Below are 20,518 nucleotides of genomic sequence, written 5' to 3'. Positions count from 1 at the left end.
CAAGAGCCGAGAGGCGCATTGCAATAGAGCCTTTCTACGTCTTTTTCGTGTGCTGAAACCAACTCCAGATAACCTGCATATTCAACGAATGCATAAGGTTGTATTCGTTGAAGCAGGAGGCGATACAGGCCTGGCACCCGCCACGGGATGAAAAGCGAAAGGCTTCTTCAAATCCCACGTCGAGAAAATTTTTAGCCGGCACCTGCTCAACCAGACATGAACAGGGATAGACGGATCCGTCCGTATCGACATTGCAGTAGAGTTGCGCAGCCCGGCAGATCAGTCCCTTTCCTACTGATGATGTGGGCCGGGAGTAGTCGTCCCATTTCAGGAGATATCTGAGATACGGAATCGTCGAGACAATAGGGTATCCCTGCCGCTTTCGCTCGATCAGCAGGCGAATTGCCTCCTGATATTCGGTGTTGGAAGGCAGCAGCGTATCCTCTTCATCGGATGCGAGTGATTTCGTGTGATGGAGCAACTGGAACGACGTGAAGAAACCACAGCGTCTTGCCTGTTCAAGGATGAAATCAATGTGGCCCAGGTTCTCCCTGGTGAGAACGGTAATGGTGAATACACGCATCAGGGGGGAAGCCCATTCCAATGATTCCATTACCTTGTCAAAACTTCCCGGTTCACGGTTACGGTCCTGGACCTCCCGGGGTCCGTCAAAACTCATGACGAGTACGTCGAGATTCCGGACAGCTTCCCATTTCTTTTTCAGTAGATACCCGTTACTGTCGATACTTACGAAAAAACCGCATCGGTTTCTGGCATAGTCGATCAGGAAACCGATGTCGTCCCTGACAAGAGGCTCTCCCCCCCAGAGCGCAATCCGTTGCGTCCCAAGGTGCTTTAACTGATCAAAAAGAGAAATAAGTTCCTCAGTGCTCATCTCACGCTGAGGCCTGTTCGGTATATTGCAGTAGCTGCATCGGGCAGGGCAGCGATTGGTAACGGAGATCATCACGTTAAGCGGAATTCGAGCCCCCGTAATGTTTGACCTGACCGTTGCGGCGCCGATTTTCAGAAGTTGCGAGTATTTCACGTCAGCTAGGACCTCCCAATGCTACAATTATGCCTATGCCATGTATCGTTGGAACCCCACAAAGCTCCATTAACAGCACCATCGCGTTGCCACCGGAATTGTAAGTACATCGACTTCCGGAACCGGCGTATCACGCCGGAAACCACTCTGTCATATCCGGGATTGAATCCCGACTACAGCATGTCCAGCGCTTCATGGAATACTCCCACATGCTTTCTTCTGCGCCCCTCGGCACGTGAGGCGGTCAACACTTTGTCGCCGTCGCGGACAAAAACGATCTCGCGCCGGGGACAGGCCAGGCACACAAAAAGCCAGAACAGAAGGGCAGCCGTATAAAGTGCCATCGCCGACCAGATGAGCATCACCCCGTGGTCATGAATGAAGTCAGTTATTACCAAACGCCGTATATCAGGGAACTCCAGGTGGTATCCATCGCGGGAAAAGCTTCCGCCCCTAGGCGCCGAACCCTCAAACAGAAGCTCCGCTCCTTTCAGCAGCTTGAAGCGGACCGTCATGCGCCCGGTCACGTATGGATCACTGCCGTCATCCGGCTGGGCTAGGCTGAAGACCAGACGGTAAAGAGTTCCTGGCACCTGCCTGCTGTCCTCCTTGCCCGCCGGATGAATGCTGAGGACATCGTGTGCTCCATAGGCATCCGGCAGATCCGGTGCTGAGAGACGATAATACAGACCGATCCCCAGATAGCGCGGATAGACGAACGATCCCCGCCAACGGGCTGGAGGATAGAGACCGAAAATACGTTTCGCTTGTCTGTCACCTTGAGGAGAAACTTCTATTGCCAACTTTTTCCCCAGAAACAGACCATTTTCTTCTGTAAGGATTATCCCCACAAGCCCGCCCGCCGGCTCTCCTTCTTTTACTGGCAGCGGTTCGCCTTCGATAAGCGTTGCCCGGTATGACATCCGTCCGCCAAGGCTCAAGAGGATACCGCAGAAGAGCAGCGCGGTGGCGCCGAGAAACATGAAGCGGGCAGGAAAAATGCCGATCCCTCTCCATGCGGATAGAATGGTTCCTTTTTCGGAGATTGTGTATCCGGACGCGGTCAAGCGGCGACCGACATCAGCAAACGGAACTGCCGAGCCTTCCATCTCCACTGCTTCGTCAAACAGTTCGGGGCGGAAATCCGAGCTTATACCCCGTATAAGACGCTGCAAGGCAAAATGGTCACGGATCTCTTGTATCAGGCGCAACAACCTGTTGAGCGGGATCAGGGCGAACAGGGCAATCAGCAAGGGGGTGGAGCGGGTAACCGTGATCAGGGCCATCAAGGCATCCTCGGTTCTGAATGCGATGGCGATATACAACAGCAGAAACAGGCCGATCACCAGCGGAGTCAGCAGGCGTGACGAAAGAAGCCTCCAGATGGCGTCGGAATAACGTTTCATTTGCCACCCTCCTGGCCCCGCGTTGTCGCCTGCACCGTATTATCCCAACTGTTGATGAGCGCCAGCGCATCGATATGGATGCCGTCCTCCTTGGCTGTAAACCGCATCGGAACCGGATTGCAGCCCCCGGGCTTGCCGACCGTGTCAAGAGGTATCAGCGTCTTGCAGTAGTAGCAGATCACTGTCCCTTCTGCCTGACCATAGCCGTCCGGTTTGCAGATGGCGCAGGCATCGAGGTCCACCGTCCACTCCCCGTTTGGCTTCACCAGGACAAAAAAACGCGCCGTCCTACCCCCTTGCGAGTAGATGTATTTGTGAAGCTTGCCATCCTCCAGATCCGTATCCCCTTTGATGGGGATGATGATCTCGCCGGAAGGGCTTGCCGAAATCGCTAGTGGTTTCGGATCCCAGTATTCGACCGTGGGAAAACGGCTTTGATAGATCGCGCCGGCGAACATGACCAGCGCCAGGCCCGGTACAATCATGCGGAGCCGGCGCATGGCGATGGCATCTGCAATCAGCCTGCGTCGACGGGCGCCCTGACGGATATGGGCAACCGATGGTAGGGGATCGAAGGCATGAGCAGCAAGGATCAGAAGAGGAGGAGTCAGCCAGATAATCAAAGCCCCCCAGAAGCCAACCTCGTTGCCGAACAAGAATCCAATGTAATTCCAGAGCGTAGTGCTGAAAAAGAGATGATCTGGGATCAACATGGATTCGAAAAACTGGTGCACGAAATCATGAGCGAACTTCATCACCCTCATGGTCAGTGGCGCAAATAGATCAAGGCGGAGCATGGCTGAAGAGTTGAAGAACAATAGCCCCAACACAGACGCCACCAGAGAAGCCGGAGACACGACAAGAGGTCGCGGAATCATCTGTTCAAATACCAGAAGCAGGAGCGTTATCGCAATGGCAGCGCTGGTAGCCAGTGCGAACACCGTCGGCGCTTTTTCGGCTCCCACCAGGCGAAGGCCGCTGATGATGCCGGCCAGTGTTCCGGCAATCAATGCTCCGGTTATCGCCCCTGCGGCAGTAGCGGCAATCCGCTCGCCCAGCCTCCTCTGAAGGCTGCGGGAGGTAGCACTATAGAGCGTCACAGCTGCCACCCCCCACAACCACAGAAAGCTCACTCCCAAGGACATTTTCACCAGGTTGAATACGGCAGTCTCACCCGCCATCCGCACAAAGGGAAATGTCGCTGCCATGGCAGCAATAAAACTGGCACATCCGGCAATTGCCACCCTCTTGCGCATCCCAGCGCAGCCCCTCATCAGCAGGAGTATAACTCCTCCGAATGCCAACAGGTTGGGTATCAGTTTGTATATAAGTGCCATTGTAAGACCTATGAGGAAAGGAATTCAGAATCCAAAAGTCAGGAGTCAGAAACTTTCGACTTTTCTTCACGCACCAGCACCCCATCATCCAGATAGATGGTGCGATCCCCCCAACCGGCAACCTCCTGATTGTGAGTGACCATGATGACAGTGAAACGCTCCTCGGCCCGCAATTCCCTGAGCAGTTCCATAACCATGATCGTGCTCTTGTGATCGAGGTTTCCGGTCGGTTCGTCCCCAAGGAGCAGCTTGGGACTGTTGATGATCGCCCGTGCGATGCAGACCCGCTGCTGTTCCCCCCCGGAAAGCTCGCCTGGCCGGTTCTTCAGCCGGTGTCCCAGTCCAACGCGCTCCAGGGCGGTGACGGCCTCAGATTCGTCGGGGACACTGTGGAAGTACTGTGCCATCATGACGTTTTCGACTGCAGTCAGATAAGGTATCAAGTGATGTTGCTGAAAGATGATGCCGACAAACTCGCGGCGGAAACGGGCCAGGCCGTCCTCGTTGAGGCTCAGCATGTCTTCCCCGCCAACTCTCAGCGAGCCGCCGCTGGGCCGGTCAAGCCCGCCGATCAGGTTCATGAAGGTACTCTTGCCTGAACCGGAATGCCCCATGACCGACAGCCATTCCCCTTCAGACACCTGTAGGTCAAGTGGCTTAAGGGCGCAAATGTCACCGTAGCTGCGCGTCAAGCCCTTGGTTTCTATCATGTTGGATATCACGGGAACCCTTTCCATCTGAACCGCAAAATCGTGCGGTGCAATCCGTTTTATTCGCCCCTGAGACTTCTTACCGGATCCAACCTGAACACCGAAACCATCGGCCCCAGACTCCCCAGCAGCGCCAGGAACAGGCTAACCAGCAGGGAAATGCCAGCGAACCACGGAGCGAATTCAGCAGGCGCCGAAAAAACTGTGCGGGTGATGAACTGTGCTATGACGCTGCCGAAAAAATAACCGGCAATGCCTCCGAGGATGCCCAGCATGGCCGCTTCACTGCAAAATATGAGCATCACACCCCAACGAGTGCCCCCCATGGCCTTCATCAGTCCGATTTCCTTGCTCCTCTCCAGTACCGTAGTGCTCATGGTCCCGGTCACACTGCTGCCTGCCGATATCAACACCACGGCGGTAACCAGCAACATCAGCAGCTTAACCTTGACCAACAGTCCTTCACTGGTACGGGCAATCTGGCGCACCTCCGTAACCCTGGCTCCGGAATAGAGGCTCTGAAGCGCCGCCGCCCTCGAGCCAAGACTGTGGCTGTCCCCCTCTGCGGTGACCAGCAGACGCACGGAGGTCAAGCGATCCTCAAGCCCCAATACCCGTTGGAGCTCCGGCAAGGCCAGGAAAAGCAGGTCGTCTTCCTCGCCACCCGTTGAGACGATACCCGAGATACGCAGTCGTACAGTCTGCTCCGGTCCGGTCAGTTCCACCGTTTCTCCGGTTTTCATGCCATAGCGGTCAGCAACGTCATGTCCCACCACAGCTTCGCCCACAGTCGGCCATTGCCCCCTGATCTGCCACCAGGGGAACAACTGGCGGATATCGGCAAAATTGATCCCTTCCACCATGACGTCACCCTTCCTGAAATGCAATGCACCACGAAGGTGGAATGAACGGCCGGCTTTTAGGCCGCTTTTGGCCAGAGCATTCTCCACCTTATGTTGCTCCAGGTATTCCGGTTCGCTGATCTCTCCGAAATTGAGCCCGCCGCTTCCCACGTTCAGACGTGCCATTTCGGGGACGATAACCAGATTGGCACCGTATTTTCGCACCTCTTCCGCCACCCTCTTGCCCATGGAGGATGAGACGATCCCCAGGGCCGTGGCCAGGCTGGATGCCATGGTAAGGACGGCCAGTAGCAGGATCGTACGCCCTTTGCGATGGGCCAGGGCACGTGCGACGATATGTACGAGCCAGCGACGTTTGTTCATGCAAAACCTTTTCGGGAGACTGACTAAGAGCTAAAGAAGAAGAATTAAAACATTCTGCCTAGCTAACTTCAGCCTTTCAACACCTTCACCGGCTCGATCAGCAGGGCATGCCGCAGAGGGGCTATGCTGCCGATAATAGCCACAACCAAGGCCGAGACTATGGCAGTAGGGAAGAGCCAGAGTGGAGACACTATCGTGGAATTGAAGACCGTGTGGCTGATAAGTGCCCCAAGCCGGTCACCAATAAGATACCCAACTAAACCGCCAACCAGGGATATTGCCAGTATTTCTCCCAAAAAGATGGCGCTGATCTGGAATCGGTCGGCCCCCACTGCCTTCATCAGAGCGATTTCCGGGCCGCGCTCGGCCATGGATGCCATTAGGCTGGTAGAAACAGCAGTGGCGGCTGCGCCAAGGGCCAAGATTGTCAGGAAGATCATCACGCCGTTCAGCTTCTTCAGCAATTCCCCCTCGGCGCTGGCGATTTGCCAGATCGGCTTGGCCCGGCTGCCGGCCATGACCTCCTCCACATTCTTGGCTACGGAGGTCACATAGGCGGTGCAATACCATTTCTCGAACTCGTCTTTGGTCATGGTGGCCGGGTCTTTACGGCCAAAGTCGTCCATGGGCACCGTAAGCGCGCTCACCAGAACCCGGGAGATCTGGCCGGGCTTCTGCAGGAGTTCCTGGACGGTGATTAATGGCGCAAAAAGCTGCTCTTCTTCAAAGCCGCCGGTTGTAACGATTCCCACTACATGAAATCGCTGTGTTCGCCCATGAGCGGATGCCGAAACATCCTGACCAAGGCCGGCACCGAGCCGGCGCGCCAATCCGGCACCTATGATCGCCTCATCGGGAGCGGATGGCCATGTCCCCTGTACCTCCCACCAAGGAGCAATGATCTTGACCCCTTGTACGCTCGAATCCTCTCCCTCCACCTCAAGCTGTTTGCTGAACCAGGTACCGGAGATCACCCCCCGCTCGTGCTTTTGGTCGGACGAAAGGTCAACCACCCCGAACAGGTAGGGAGTAAAACCAGTGATGTTGTATTTCCAGAAAACGGTCTTAATCTTGGGCAGATCACCCTCACGCAGAGAACCGCCGCCATCAGCCGCTGCAGGCTCCAACAGAATATTGGCACCGTAGCTGCGCAGTTCCAGCGCCATTTTGTGGGATACCTCGCCGGCTATGCCGAGGAAGGCCGTCGCAACGGCTGCCCCCATCGTTATGGAGAGGAGTACCAGAAAGACCGCCTTAGGGCGTTTGAGGAAGGAATTTTTGAGAATACGGAGTAACATCTTTAAAAACCGTTGGGGGTTAGAGGTTGAGAGATAAGAACTGCATGATGATAGGTTTTCTCAACCCTCAATGCTTAGCCCTCAACAAAATTTTTCTGCATTTCCATCGGTAGCGATTCCTGCAACACCGCCACCTTCACCTTCAGCCGTCTCCAGGCAATGATGCCATAGATGACAGCAGCAGCCATGAGGATGTGCTTCACCATCAGTGCCGGAACCTGCTGCTTGTCGGCAAAGTGATTCCATTCGAAACTGGCATAGAAAATGGTGCGTGGCACGCCACCGATGATGATCCACCAAAATGAGAACCGGAAAAGCTTCACCATCTGTTTGTATGTTTTGAGAAAAAACAGAGTTCCTATCGGGGTATTCATTGATGTCTGTATCCTGATAATCGCATGAAGGGCACATGCGCTTCCGATCATTAGTGCCGTGGCCACGTCGTGAAAATAGTTGTTCATCATTACGGCTACGCCCAACCCTGGCGACTGCAACAGTAGATGGGTCAGATACTGATTGAATGAATCCATTGCATTCGAACCTTTCTAAATACAGACGGGAAAAAACGAGGACTCTCGCTCTTTCTCTTTCTATTTACTCATCTCATCGGCTGATTGAATACGTGTTGACTCCCAGCCATAAGACTGACGCCAAAGAAGGCGATAATGACGGTACTTAGTGCGGCGACCGCCATCCATGCCTGGCGCGCATTCCGCCAGCCAAAGATAACTCGCATGTGGATGCAACTGCCGTAGGTCAACCAGGCAATAAGTGACCACGTTTCCACTGGATCCCAGCTCCAATAGCTGCCCCAGATATCCTTGGCCCAGAACGCTCCGGACGTGATCATAATCGAATCTGTGACAAATCCGAATACCATGTACCGGAAAATTAGCTCATCCAGACGCTCGAGTGAAGGGAAGCGCCCATAGAACTGATTACAGCCGCCATCTTTCTTTTTGAGCAGATAAATAACGCCGGTCGCCATTGCCAGAGCATATGACCCGAAGGCCAGCCACGCGAAGTAGACATGCACGTACAGCCAGTAGCTCTTAAGATTTTCCGCCATCGGCGTCATCACCGGATGGCGCACGAATCCGTACAACATCATAATGATAACCAGTGGCATGGTGCTAGCCCCCAATCCTTGCAGGGATCGATTGCGCAAAGTGGCGAACAGGGTGCCGACAATAATGAACCATCCACCCATGAGCGCGTTCTCATAGTCTCCTGCCCACGGGAGATGCCCGGTGTTCAAATAGCGGAACCCGATGGCGCAGCTGTGGATAACCAGACCGACTGCCACCAGAACGGTCAACTTCGGCAGCAAACGTTGGCTATTTAAGACAAACGACTGGATGTACCCACCACTTGCTATCGCGTAACATGTCAAAGTAATCCAAAAACATACGGTCTCGCCTTGTGCCATTGCTACCTCATTCACTCCTCATCTCGCATCTATTTTCGATTAAATTTTGTCTATTTTATCATTGCATAATAGGTCAGGTACATGTCGATGGTGCGCTGATCCCACTCGAAAACCGGTTTGATGACCATGGCACCGCTTTTATCGATGAATCCGAGCTTGCCATCCTGCCTGACTGGAGCCACCCCCTCGAAGAAGATCGAGCCTGCCTCGAACTGAGGCTTGATCACGACTTTTCCGGTCTTATCCAAGTAGCCGACTTTTTTATTCTCGACAAATGGTGCCAACCCCTCGCTGAATATGGTCGGTGCGTCGAACTCCTGGTCTACGGCCTTGGCACCTGTCGTATCGATCAGCAGCCATTTGTCTTCCCGGGCACCTCGATTGCGCACTGCGGCAATCCCCTCATGGAAGTCTGTGGCTTCACCATACTGAGGTGTGATGGCAATTTTCCCATCGCGATCGATGAAACCGACGATCCCATATTTCCCATTGATTTTCACCCTTGCCCGCTTGTCCCGAAACGGACCGGCCTCGTCAAAAGCTACAGGAATTGCTGTCTTTCCAGTTGCATCCACATAGCCGTATTTGCCGCCTAGCTTCACAGCGGCCAGCCCTTCCGAAAAATAGGTGGCGTCGTCAAATTGCGGTGTGATGGTTAATTTGTTCTGTTCGTTGATGAATCCTGCCTTGGCTTCACCTACCTTGGGATCGGATATTACAACCACGGACGCCAGTTTTTCAAAAAAAGCCGATGTAGCAATGAAATTATACTCGCTGACGTTTTTTCCGGTTTTATCTATATACCCCCAACGATCGCCAAACTGCACCGCCGCTTTTCCTTCTCGAAAGAATGAAGCTCCGTCGAATCGAGGTTCGATGACCATCTTGCCGCTGGTATCGATAAAGCCGGTCTTGCCGTTCTGGCTCACTGCTGCCAGCCCTTCGGAAAAGATCGAGGCGCTTTCAAATTGGGCCTGAATCACCATGTTTCCGTTGCGATCGCAATAACCGAATTTTCCATTCTGTTTGACTAGCAAACGGGAGGTGTCCTTCGAATTGACCACGCTGGTGTTACTTCTCTGGCAGCCGGCACAGATTGCCAACAACATCAGTACAATTATCATTGAATATTTCATGCAGTTAGCTCCTTTGTATTACCTTGACGCCTGGAGGCTGATGTTCCAGCCTTATCGCCAGTCTTCCGGCTTCAGCCCGTTTCTTCAGCCTTCGGCCTTGAGCAGTTCTCCAAACAGTTTCTCGAATTCTTCTTCCGCCAAACTTTTGTAAAATTCCGACCGGCACGCGACCAGAAGTAACCGTTGGCCGTCCCGCACTCTCACGGCGCCAACCAGCTCCCGCTTAAAGAACAGAAAACGCCAGACTATCGCCAGTGAAGCAATAAAAAGCCCGGTATAAATGATCGGAATCCCTTGATCCTTGGTGACGAAAAAACGAACCCAGAAGGGAAGTTCCCGCAGCTCAAGGCGCTGACCGTCAAACTGCAGTTCCCCTCCTACCGAAACCACCCCCTCGGCAATCAGCTTTCCATCTTTCCCTGCAGCAATTCTAAAGGTGGGATTTTTGAACTCCGATGACTTGGTCGTATGTTCACCGTTGCTCACCACGTAGTCGGGGTAAAAAAGGGTCTGGAACTCATACCCTCCCATGTAAAAGGTGCCCTTTTTCCCCTTGAGCACATCCAGTTTCAGATAGGCGCCTTGGAGTTCCTTGCCTGATGCGTCCTTGAGGACAAACAGCGGCGCCACTCCCAGGTACTTGAGCACAAAACTGCTGCTGTCAACATTGTAGGGCTTGTTTATATCGAGTTTGTGCGTTTCACCTTTTGCATCCGCTATCTGCACCTTGAGTCCCGTCTCGGTAAACCCGGACGCTGTCGGCACAATGCTTTTGATTGCAAAAGCCACTTGCGGTGGGGTGCCGAGCTTCGGCATCTTGGGAACCGGGCGCTGAACGTAGCGATCGATATCACCGTGAAACTCCTCTCCCTCAGCCAGTTCCAAATAGCCGATGAACTCGGTGTAGATGCTGGTAAGCCCCCCCAGAAGTATCAGAAAAAAACTCAAGTGAAACAAGCCGAACGCTATTGGCGACAAGCGGTTCTTGACCCCGTAGAATCCTGAGGAGTCACCCAGAATTGTATACCTTCGCTTACGGAGGCGCTCCGTGATGGCAGTATCGAGCAGTTGCTCCGGCAAAGAATAGCAGGCCCGAAAAGGATAGCCGGGCGCCATCTCTGGGTCGGCGATTTTACTGTCGGAAATGGCAATACGGCTTTTGATCAATGGCAGACGCTGCCACATGACCAGCGCCAGGTTGATGAAAAAGAGCGTCCAGAGGGTCAGCATGATCGGAGATGCGTAAATGTCCGTCAACTGGAGGGTATCGAGGAACGTTACTAAGTTGGGCGCATTGGTGTGCCATTGAACATACATCTCTCTGACCAGCCGTTTCTGCGGTATCCAGAGACCTAGCAGGAACATGAAACTCAGCAGACTGATTAGCCAGATGGTAAACTTGAGAGAACTGAGGAATTTCGTCACTTTTTTGAGCATGTCTTTAGAATCAGCTGAAAACTGAAGAGTTAAATTTTCACCCTTAGTCTCCAGTCTGTTTATGCCTTTCTCACCGCACCTTGAACGCGTGTAAACTGGAGCTTACCACCAGATTGATACCGAAGAAGGTAATGATTACGGTCGATAGTGCCGAGATGACTAACCAGGCCAGCCGGTTCTCCCGCCAGCCGAACGTGACGCGCAGATGGATGGCGATGCCGTAGATCAGCCAGGAAACCAGCGACCAGGTTTCGACCGGATCCCAGCTCCAGTAGCTGCCCCAGAGATCCTTGGCCCAAACCGCGCCGGCAGCGATCATGATCGTATCAGTGATGAAGCCGAACACTACATAGCGAAAAATCAGTTCGTCCAGACTGGCCAGGGAAGGAAAACGGTCATAGGCCGGGTTTTGTATTGGCCGTGCGGCATCGCGTTTCTTCAGCAGAAAGAGTACACCGGCCGCCATGGCCAGGGCATAGGCGCCAAAGGCGAGCCAGGCGAAGTAAACATGAATATAGAGCCAGATAGTCTTCAGACTGGCCGCCATGGGGGTAAGTTCCGGGCTCTGCATGTAGCCATAGGCCATGAGAAAGATCACCAGAGGCGTTGTCGCCATGGAAAATCCCTGTAGCTTCGGGTTTCGCCACCCCACCAACAAAGCTCCGCCAATTATAAACCATCCTCCCATGAGACTGCTCTCGTAATCTCCGGACCAAGGCAGATGCCCAGTGGCCTGGAAGCGGGCGCCGATAGCAACCGTCAGTGCCACGAGACCCAGTGCAACCAGCCAGGTCATCTTGGGCATGAACGCCGGATTCTTGAAAACGATGGAATAGATGTAGCCACCGGTTGCCAAAGAGAACAGTACCAGCGTAACCCAGAAGAAAATCGTTTCCCAGTAAGCCATTTATAATCCTTTCCCCGCTGTCCACACCCTCGTCCCCTCCACCGTCTCCTGCAGCCAGACGAGCTGCGGCCGGAAGAGGAGCCTGAGCACCAGCCCTATGAAGGCCAGGGTCACACCGGCAAACACCAGCGTCATATGCCGATGGCGCACGACATGCAGTTCCGACCAGTCGCCCATGGTACCGATCTTGACCACAAAAGGTCCTATGGTCTTTTGTTGGTCCTTTTGAAAGATAGTGACGCCGTCTGCCAGGGTGGCGCCTTCTTTGTTCTTCATGGTCAAGCGAATGGCCTTGCCGACCGGATCGTAGCGTACGAGCCACGTACCGCGATAACCGGTAAAACGTTGCCAGTGGGTATACGGCGGTTCCGGCGAGGGCATCGGCAGGAGTTTTATGAAATTATCAAACTCGAGCTTGTCGCGATCGACGGTTGTGATGACCAGATTGATGTCATGAAGAAAACGCCCCATATGGAATTCGAATCCGCCGTAGACGAGCGGTTGCCCCTCCCAGGCCACGATCTTCCGGGCCACCTCTTTGTTACTGTTGTCACACAGAACGATTTCGGTCGCTCCCTTGGGCCACTCCCTGCTCGGCAGAATCTGCCTCATCACCTGTAGCTGCGGCAATCCGCGGGTGCTGGAGAAAAATCCCTGGCCGATCATGACACCTTCCTCGTCCTCACTCAGCTTCATCGGGTTGCCCACTCCCAGGAGCACTACGTTGGAATACTGCCGGGAATAATCCACAAACCCTACCAGAAAGGCGAGCGTCAGCCCGGCGTAGAGGATCGCAGTTGCCATGGTGGCGGCGTTCCGTTTTTCACCGAAGGAACCGGACTCGTCAAAACAATATCCGGCGGCGGACAGCTCTTTCCTTACGGCGCCGGCGGGGCCGGGACGCATGTCTCCTTCCCCTTCCGGGCGTGGGGCACCGGCGTGGGGCATGGGCGTCTTCAGCAGCGCCAGGGCACGGACCAGCCTGAGTAACATCAGCGCCAGAAAGGCAACGTTATTGAGCAGGAGAAGATTCGGCCCGAACGGGATTACCCGCAGCCGTGGAAAATAGTTGAACAGCACAACCAAGGCAGGAAGGACGAAAAAGACCAGCGGGAACCAAGGGGATACTGTCAAAAGTCTCTTCAGCGACGATTCGTTGCTATTATGCGGCATGCGGGCCACCCCTCCATTAACCACGGCTTGGTGTCTGAGTAGTTGTCTGTATTCAAATGTGAAATAATAGCAAAATGGCCTTGGAATTGGAACCGAAAAACAGGATTGAAGGCCGAAGACTAAAGGCGAAGCAAAACATTCAAGACGACACTCGATGACCGCAAATATTTCGGAGGATATTTCGTGCATGAGGCAACTTCAGCTTTTTGCGTATTTTGTGTTCTTTGTGGCAGTTCAGCCTTCGGTATGCCTCTCTCACCAAAAAAAACCGGCGCACGAGGCGCCGGCGTTAATCGTCACAACATAGCAAATGCCGCCGGAAGGGACTGATCCCTTCCGGCGGGCTGGAGGTTAGTAGTTGAGCGGCCGCTGCAACACGCCGGAACTGGTTGACTGCCGTGCGGGCGCAGTCGGCGCGCCGGAGGTCGAGGTGCCTTTGTGGTGGCTGCATGCGCCCCAAGAGCCGGTCATACCGCTGCCGGAAACATACGGTGCTGAGCCGGAGGTAGCAGGATTTTCGGCTGCCTCGTCAACAACACCGTTGGTGCTGGTCTGCGGGCCGGTTTTGGTAACGCCGGCGGTGCCGGTGCCGGCCTTGTAGCCCCAGAGAGTCTTGGGAGTGGTCGTTTCGGCCGTGTCATGGTTGTAGCACCCTTCGAAGCGGTTGGCGGTCAGAGTTGCCTCCCACCTGCTGTCGCTGCCGCCGCCCTGGTACTTATTGGAGAGACCGCCCATGAAGCGATAGGACTTCTTGGCCACAATGTTGAATTCGCCAGCAGCACTGGCAGCGGTGTTGTTGTTGGTGCTGTAGGTGCCGTACGTGGTGGTGGCGGCTACGCCGTGGATGGCGCCGAAGGAACCGCCTTGCTGTCCGGTGCCACCGTTGTGGCAGTGGGCACAGGTGTAGCCGAACACGTTGCCGTAGCCGGAAGAACCGACCATGTTGGGCACGCGGGGCCCGGTGCTGGCAACAAAGCCGCCGCCGTAGCCGGTCATGCCGGCCGAGTTGGCGTTGCCGCTGTTGCAGGAGTTGTTGCCCTGGAAGTGCGTGCTACCGTAGTAGGTGCTCAGGTTATGGCAGATGAAGCAGACATAGGTGCCGGCAGTGTTGCTGGTGATGTTGTGCAGCGCGTCGGTGCCGAGGCGGTTGCGCAGCATGTACTCGTTGGCCGAGCCGTGGGCGCCGATGGCAACGGATGCGCTGGCGGTGGTGTCGACGGTGCCGTCGGCCTTGACGACCGGAACGGTGCCGGCTTTCCACTGTCCGACAGTGTGGCAATCGCCGCAGTGGAGTGTCGAGTCGTCACGCACCGAGGTGGTGGTACCGAGCGGGCTGTAGCCGGCTGCGAAACGACCGGCTTCATAGATGGTCTTGCGCTTGGTGCCGGGGTACTTCCACTGGCCGTTGGCGGCGGTAACGCCGTCTACGGCGGTGTTGCCGGAGTAGGTGGTGAAAGCCGCATTTTCAGCGGATGTCATTTCGATACGTTTCTTGCTGGTTTGATACTTCTTGCCGCGGACGGCGTGATGCGAGGGATTGCTGGGGCTGAACTGATCGTAGACAGCCACGACAGCCGGACGCTTCAACTGGTCATAAGCATTGGTCAGGCCACTGTTGAACGGATTGGTTGCGCTGTTGCCGGAAGCGATGCCGACGGCGGACAGTGCACCGTTGCTGTTGTGGCACGAGAAGCAGAACTGGTCCATCAGGTTGTGGTCCGGGTTGGCCGGATCCCAGACAAAGCCTTTGAGGTTGCCGGTGTAGGTGCTGCGCTTGTCTCCGCCGATCTCGCTGGCGAAGCTGGTAACACCGCCGCCATCGCGCAGATAGATCTTGCTGTCTTTCATGTGGAAGTTCGTATCCACCGCAATGGCGCCATTGACGACCTTGCCTTCCAAGTGACAGACCGCGCAGTCAGCGTCGGTTACAGTACGACCACTGACGTGGTGAGAATTCTTGCCGAATTCAGGGACAATGGCGCGCACGCCGTTGTTGTCGTTGACAAGACCGGCGACGCCGCCGTTGAACTTATTCTGACCGACGGCATGGCACTTCACGCAGCTGCCGCCCACGATCGGGCCGAGGGGGTTGTGCGGCTGGTGGCAAGTGCCGCAGTTATTCCTGACGCCGCCATTCACATCCTGAACGTAGACAGTATTACCTTCATGGTTCGCGTTGACGGAGCTGTGGCAGTCACCGCACCGACCGCTGGCGTCGGGTGTCGGGTTGTTATGCGAAGAATCGTGGCAGCCGGCGCAGCCGGGCTGCTTCGTCCCGCCGCTGGTCAGGGGAACCTGGTTACTGTTCGTGTAGTGGCCTGACTGCTTGTAGAGCGCAACGACACTCTGCCCGGTTTTGTCCAGGGTGGTTTCGTGGCAGCCGATACAGGGGGTGTCCTGAGCTTTCGTAACGACCGGAGACATCTTGATTGCACCCACATCGGTGGTGGCGCCGGAGGCTACGGTGGCGTTGAGGGCAAAGCCTTCGAGCAGGGTGTTGCCGCTGGCGTCCTTGGCATACACGGCAACCGCAACCGTGCCGGGATAAATGCCGTCAACCTGGCCTGATGTGGCCGAGGCAGCGAAGGACTTCTTCACGACCGGCAGGGGGCCGTTGCTCCCGGAACCGGTTACCGTGAACTCGACCGTAGCGATACCGCCGACTGCCAACTGGGCAACCTTAGATGTCGGCAGATCGAGCGAGGCCTTCAAGGCGCCCGTCTTCGGGCTGCTGTCTGCGGTGCCAGCCACGTTGTTTGCGCCGCAGCCTGCCATTGCCAATAAAAACAGGGCAACCAGCAGACAGTGCAGCATACTTGTGCTTTTTCTCATCATGCTTTCTCCTTTACTAGATTGGGCTTCCGAACCTGTGGTTCGTTAATACTTGAATCTGGCTTCTGTTCACATCAAAACTTCATTGCAAATTGCTTCTGGTATTACGCCTTCTCAATCCCCCCCCTTTCTTTTCATGATGTTTCGAGCAACTCCCAGTTTGTTACATCCATTACAATTAACAGTGATACCAAGACGGGTTAGGTCATGGCCCCGCAGTAAAATTTTGCCCCGTTACGTTGCTTGTACTGACCGTAATCCCCGTTGCCATCACAAAGGTGTAGGGCGCGAGCACAGGCGTGATGCTGTAACTGCCGGCCGGCACGCCGCGGAAGGTATATGTGCCGAAGGGGCCGGTAACCGCTGTTGCGGTGTACGATCCATCGGTAATGGTCACGGTTACTCCGAGCAACGCAGCATTACTGTTGTCGACAACCGTGCCCGACACCAGATACCCATCAACCAAGGAGCCGGAAATGGACCCATTCGGATAGGTGGTTGTGGTGGTGACTGAACCATTCGGATAGGTGGTTGTGGTAATGACGGACCCGTCCGAATAGGTAATCGTGCTGATCACTGTTCCGTTGGGATAGGTGGTTGAGGTGGTGACGGATCCATTGGGATAGGTCGTTGAGGTAGTGACGGATCCATCGGGATAGGTCGTTGAAACAGAGATCGTACCGTTCGGGTAAGTCGTAGAAACCGATATCGTACCGTTCGGGTAAGTCGTGGAAACTGATACTGTGCCGTTCGGGTAAGTCGTGGAAACTGATACTGTGCCGTTCGGATACGTGGTCGTGGTGGTGACTGAACCGTCTGGGTTGGTAATTACCGTGGTGACCCCGCCGCCTGTCAGTGTCGAAATAAAGTCCTGCCCACTCTTATTGCCGTTTGCAACCGCAACCTGGATACTCGCCGGGTTGAGAGACGTCAGGAGCGGCGTTATGGTATAGGTGCCGTTTTTGACCGTGAAAGAGTAGGCGCCGGCTGCATCGGTGGTTGTCGTGCCGGTTGCATCACCCGTAAGAGTAACTTTCACTCCCGGGATTTTTGATCCATCGGCAAAGGTTACAACGCCGCTTACGGTATAAGTTTTGGCTGCCGGCAACGTCGTAAGCTTAACCGGGGCTGAGGCAGAATTGCCCGCCGAATTATGGGCCTTAACCTCATAGGTGTATTCCGTTGAGGATGCCAGGCTGGTGTCTGTGTAGCCGATGGTGGTGGTCGGAGACTCAGAGGGTACAATTGAGTTGATGTAGACACCGTCCCTGTAGATCAGGTAGCTGCTGGCTCCGGCAACAAGGTTCCAGGTAAGAGTTGCCGTGGTCGAGTCTGCTGAGCCACTGAGACCGGTTGGCGCCGACGGGACGGAATCAGCCAGAGTCTCGGATACTTGAGTGGTTGCAGACTGTGTGACCGTGGTAGTGAGAGCCGTCGTTGCATAGGCAGTCGGTAGTACGCCGCTTGCCACCAACTCGGTCCTGGCGGCATTAATTGCTGCATTAATCTCGCTGGCCTTGCCACCCAAGCCGATCATATTAGATGAATCGACGACGATCAGAGTAGCCACATCGCCTGCCGAGCTGACGACTTGGCTGATGGCCCGGATCATTACGGTCAAGTCTTGCTGTGCTCTGCTCACAATTGAGCCGGTGCTCGACGGAGGAGGGATCTCAGTAAAGTTGGCGCCAAAAAACATCTCCAACACGCTGATCGCTGTCTGAATGTTCACAGGGGTGAAATGGCCGCTTTTATTTTGCTCAACATAGAGAGCAACCATTTCCGTTGCGAGGCTTATCATGACCGGCGGGAGTATAAGCTGCTCTTTCTTGATGTTGGGAAGGAAAGCTCTTATCCTCCGGACACTCGAGAGCGAAACCTGCTTCCCTGACTTGGCGGCCACTTTTGAGGCGCCTGAGAGCGATGCTTCCACAGCAACCGTTCCCGCAAAATTCTCAGGGATATATAAGGTGTACTTCCCATTGACATTGGTTGTCGTACTGGCCGGGGTGCTCAACGGTGTTGTCGCTGTCACACCACCTACGACAGCGTACGCGGTTACCGTTACGCCGGGAAGCGGCAGACCGGTGTCCGGATTGGACACTACTCCGCCAATGGCCTTTGTGGGCGCTTTCGCCTCAGGAGCGCTCCCCATGTCACTGCATCCAAAAAGAATGAGTGACAGAGAGGCGATGAGCAAGGCTCCTGACACAAGCCTTTTCCAGTTGATTCTCATACGGAACTCCTCCTTCTGTTTTATTTAAAAAATGTGGATCGTTTCCTAATTGTCGCAGTGTGACCGGCCGCTCGTTCTTCCGGGCCTACACACCTTCCTCGTATTACCAATGTATATTTATGCCGCCCGCTCCCCCAGAAGCCAGGGCAGCGGTCGCGTCTTTCACTACGTCCGCGCCGTTAATGCGAATGTTTGAATCTCCCGTGAAGTTATAGCCGGCGCGCGAGGGTATCAGCTGGTAGAAGCCATCCTTGACTGCGGTGATACTGTACGTGCCGCTGGTCGATGTCGTCGTGCTGACTGTGGGTGCGCCATCAATAGGTTGCCCGGTAGTCTCCGACATAGCTCTGAGGAGCATTGTAACTCCGGGAACACCACTGCCGTCGCCCAGACTTATTTTGCCGGATATGGTATTCGGGGCGGTTGCGGTGAAGACCGCTGATGCTGAACCACCGGCCACGGTAACTGTCTGGCTTGCCGGCGAAAACGTGTAGTCCGGGTGCGAGGGTGTTACCGTATACGTGCCGTTCAGCATACTGCTACTTGAATAGGCTCCACTGCCATCGGTGACAAGAGTTGCGGTCTCCGAACCTGTAACTGCGATTGTCACGCCATTGAGTCCATTGGCATTGAGAGTGATTTTACCTGTTATTGTTCCTGAGGTCGGAGCGGGACCGCCCGAACCACCGCCACACCCGGCGAGCAACAAAACAACCATGGCTACAAAAAACGCGACTTTCAGGTAATTCATGTGTTTACTTTTGTGCATTACGATTTCCTTCTTCTTTCTCAGTTAGCGACATTATTACGATATGTCTGTCGACAGTGCCTAACGATATAGACAGCGAAATAGCCGGCCGCACATCTCATCATATCGCCAAAGCACGGAACCTTCTCACACTCCGGGCCTTTTGCCAGACAGGAAAGGGGCTGATTTATGGATCAAAAAACTTTGTTACACCCACCCATATCCCACTCATCCCTGCGATACATGTACACTGTACTGCACGTCTTGGGCCAAATTGAATCGCTAACCGCACCACAGCGCCGGAACTGGCCCGCCATCATTAAGATGATATGGGATCGTATACAACCTGGAAGCATAGAGGCGCCGAGAGGTACCGAAGACAGGCTATCACGTGATTGCGGTAAGACGACGGACCAGACTTTCTCACATGGAATCGAGACTACAGAAGGAGTGGCAGTGGTCACAAAAGGAAAATACGCAAACCGGCCATATAACGACACGAGGCCCCTCCCTAGTGTCGGGAGGGGCCTCGCAGCCATCGAAGAAAAAGAACGGACTACTTCCAGGTCGGTGAAAATCCGCTGATATGACAGAGGACATTACTGCATTTAGTTGTCACGGCATCATAGGACATGTTCTCATTACTGATGGTAGCACTGGGGTTCCGCAGGGACACAGGCCGATTTGCGAGTCCGCCGTAATGGGTTGATGCATCTTTCAAGCTGCTGAGACTGTGGCAATCGGTGCAATAAATTGTTCCGTTGACTGCATATCCCTGTGCCTTGGCCGTATCGGTGCCAGTAACACTCTGAGCCCTAAATTTCACATCAGCAGGATTCAGATGGAACTCATGCAAGGTCGCAACGGTATTTTCAGGCAACCCTGTCGGAACCTGGTTGGGATTTCCGGAATAGAAGCTGTTGAATTGCGGCGACCCCAGGGCAGTGCCCGACTCATGGCACTTGAGACAGAGAACGTTGTTGTTGTTGACGAATGCAAGCTTTTCGGACCATTCGGGCGTTGACTTGCCACCGTGGCAGCTGACATTCGAACAGGTACCGCCATTAGTAAGAATGCTGGGGTTGATGGGAGTATAGGAACCGACCCCTGACTGGGCATTGAAGTCTGCCGAGAAGCTGACAACCTGCGTGCCGTCGGCATGATGAGGAGTACCGGTTCCGAGGCCGTTGTGGCATGCGACGCAGGTTACACCTGGCAAAGCGGTATGCACACCATGGGCGCGCTGTCTGTTGGGGAAAACCAAACCATCGGGACCTTCAGGCAGCCCCCCATGGCACGATATACATCCAGTGGGACTATCTACTGGACTGGTAGCGTGACAGGAGAAACCGATAACCGGTGTGGCTGACATACAGCTGACCTTGGAGATCCCGCCCGACAAATCTGTCCCATGGCAGGAGGCGCAGGGTGTGGAGACGCCATTGTCAACAAACTTTGACGGATGCTGCTTGGTAACCCAATCAGCATTAGATGGATGACTCGCACTGCCGTTGGAAGAAACTTCCTTCCCGCAGGCAAAAAGTGCCAAGCTTGCTACAGCTATCGAGATGAGTTTAAAGATATGCATGGTTTCT

Annotated in this window: 16 protein-coding genes; all 16 read right to left on the bottom strand. The window is 54.6% G+C overall.

The genetic code is table 11. The features are described from left to right. Window positions 1–34 precede the first annotated feature (34 nt). A complete protein-coding gene (locus GSVR_RS02120) occupies window positions 35–967 on the bottom strand; it encodes a radical SAM protein (protein WP_239077528.1) in 933 nt (310 codons plus the stop codon). 254 nt (window positions 968–1,221) lie between these two features. Next, a complete protein-coding gene (locus GSVR_RS02115; protein WP_173201088.1) occupies window positions 1,222–2,454 on the bottom strand; it encodes a hypothetical protein in 1,233 nt (410 codons plus the stop codon). Next, window positions 2,451–3,710 (bottom strand): DUF2318 domain-containing protein, encoded by a 1,260-nt coding sequence (locus GSVR_RS02110; protein ID WP_239077430.1) that lies wholly within the window; start codon window positions 3,708–3,710, stop codon window positions 2,451–2,453. The genes GSVR_RS02115 and GSVR_RS02110 overlap by 4 nt, the downstream gene beginning before the upstream one ends. Before the next feature lie 119 nt (window positions 3,711–3,829). Beyond that, entirely contained in the window at window positions 3,830–4,501 is a 672-nt protein-coding gene (locus GSVR_RS02105; RefSeq protein WP_254067373.1) for an ABC transporter ATP-binding protein, read from the bottom strand. A gap of 59 nt (window positions 4,502–4,560) precedes the next feature. Beyond that, entirely contained in the window at window positions 4,561–5,727 is a 1,167-nt protein-coding gene (locus tag GSVR_RS02100) for an ABC transporter permease (RefSeq protein WP_173201085.1), read from the bottom strand. A gap of 68 nt (window positions 5,728–5,795) precedes the next feature. Further along, window positions 5,796–7,025 (bottom strand): ABC transporter permease, encoded by a 1,230-nt coding sequence (locus GSVR_RS02095; protein ID WP_173201084.1) that lies wholly within the window; start codon window positions 7,023–7,025, stop codon window positions 5,796–5,798. Between the two features lie 74 nt (window positions 7,026–7,099). Beyond that, window positions 7,100–7,555 (bottom strand): hypothetical protein, encoded by a 456-nt coding sequence (locus GSVR_RS02090; protein WP_173201083.1) that lies wholly within the window; start codon window positions 7,553–7,555, stop codon window positions 7,100–7,102. 68 nt (window positions 7,556–7,623) lie between these two features. Further along, window positions 7,624–8,454, bottom strand: a complete 831-nt coding sequence (gene ccsA / locus GSVR_RS02085; RefSeq protein ID WP_173201082.1) for a cytochrome c biogenesis protein CcsA — start codon at window positions 8,452–8,454, stop codon at window positions 7,624–7,626. A 50-nt stretch (window positions 8,455–8,504) separates the two neighbouring features. After that, a complete protein-coding gene (locus GSVR_RS02080; protein ID WP_173201081.1) occupies window positions 8,505–9,590 on the bottom strand; it encodes a WG repeat-containing protein in 1,086 nt (361 codons plus the stop codon). Window positions 9,591–9,674: 84 nt separating this feature from the next. Continuing rightward, window positions 9,675–11,027, bottom strand: coding sequence for a cytochrome c biogenesis protein ResB (locus tag GSVR_RS02075; protein ID WP_173201079.1), 1,353 nt, complete (start codon window positions 11,025–11,027; stop codon window positions 9,675–9,677). A 70-nt stretch (window positions 11,028–11,097) separates the two neighbouring features. Further along, a complete protein-coding gene (gene ccsA / locus GSVR_RS02070; protein WP_173201077.1) occupies window positions 11,098–11,934 on the bottom strand; it encodes a cytochrome c biogenesis protein CcsA in 837 nt (278 codons plus the stop codon). Further along, the gene (locus GSVR_RS02065; RefSeq protein ID WP_173201075.1) at window positions 11,935–13,107 is read right to left on the bottom strand and encodes a hypothetical protein; all 1,173 of its coding nucleotides are present in this window, start codon (window positions 13,105–13,107) and stop codon (window positions 11,935–11,937) included. Between the two features lie 351 nt (window positions 13,108–13,458). Further along, window positions 13,459–15,942 carry a cytochrome c3 family protein gene (locus GSVR_RS02060; protein ID WP_173201073.1) on the bottom strand — a complete coding sequence of 828 codons (2,484 nt, stop codon included), beginning with the start codon at window positions 15,940–15,942 and terminating at the stop codon, window positions 13,459–13,461. A 202-nt stretch (window positions 15,943–16,144) separates the two neighbouring features. Continuing rightward, window positions 16,145–18,175 (bottom strand): carboxypeptidase regulatory-like domain-containing protein, encoded by a 2,031-nt coding sequence (locus GSVR_RS02055; protein WP_173201071.1) that lies wholly within the window; start codon window positions 18,173–18,175, stop codon window positions 16,145–16,147. A gap of 103 nt (window positions 18,176–18,278) precedes the next feature. Further along, window positions 18,279–18,944, bottom strand: a complete 666-nt coding sequence (locus GSVR_RS02050) for a hypothetical protein (RefSeq protein WP_173201069.1) — start codon at window positions 18,942–18,944, stop codon at window positions 18,279–18,281. Between the two features lie 535 nt (window positions 18,945–19,479). Then, window positions 19,480–20,511, bottom strand: a complete 1,032-nt coding sequence (locus tag GSVR_RS02045) for a hypothetical protein (RefSeq protein WP_173201068.1) — start codon at window positions 20,509–20,511, stop codon at window positions 19,480–19,482. Between the last annotated feature and the right edge of the window lie 7 nt (window positions 20,512–20,518).

This window comes from Geobacter sp. SVR, assembly GCF_016865365.1.
Taxonomy (GTDB): Bacteria; Desulfobacterota; Desulfuromonadia; order Geobacterales; family Pseudopelobacteraceae; genus Pelotalea.
This window is presented reverse-complemented; position numbering and strand designations above follow the sequence as displayed.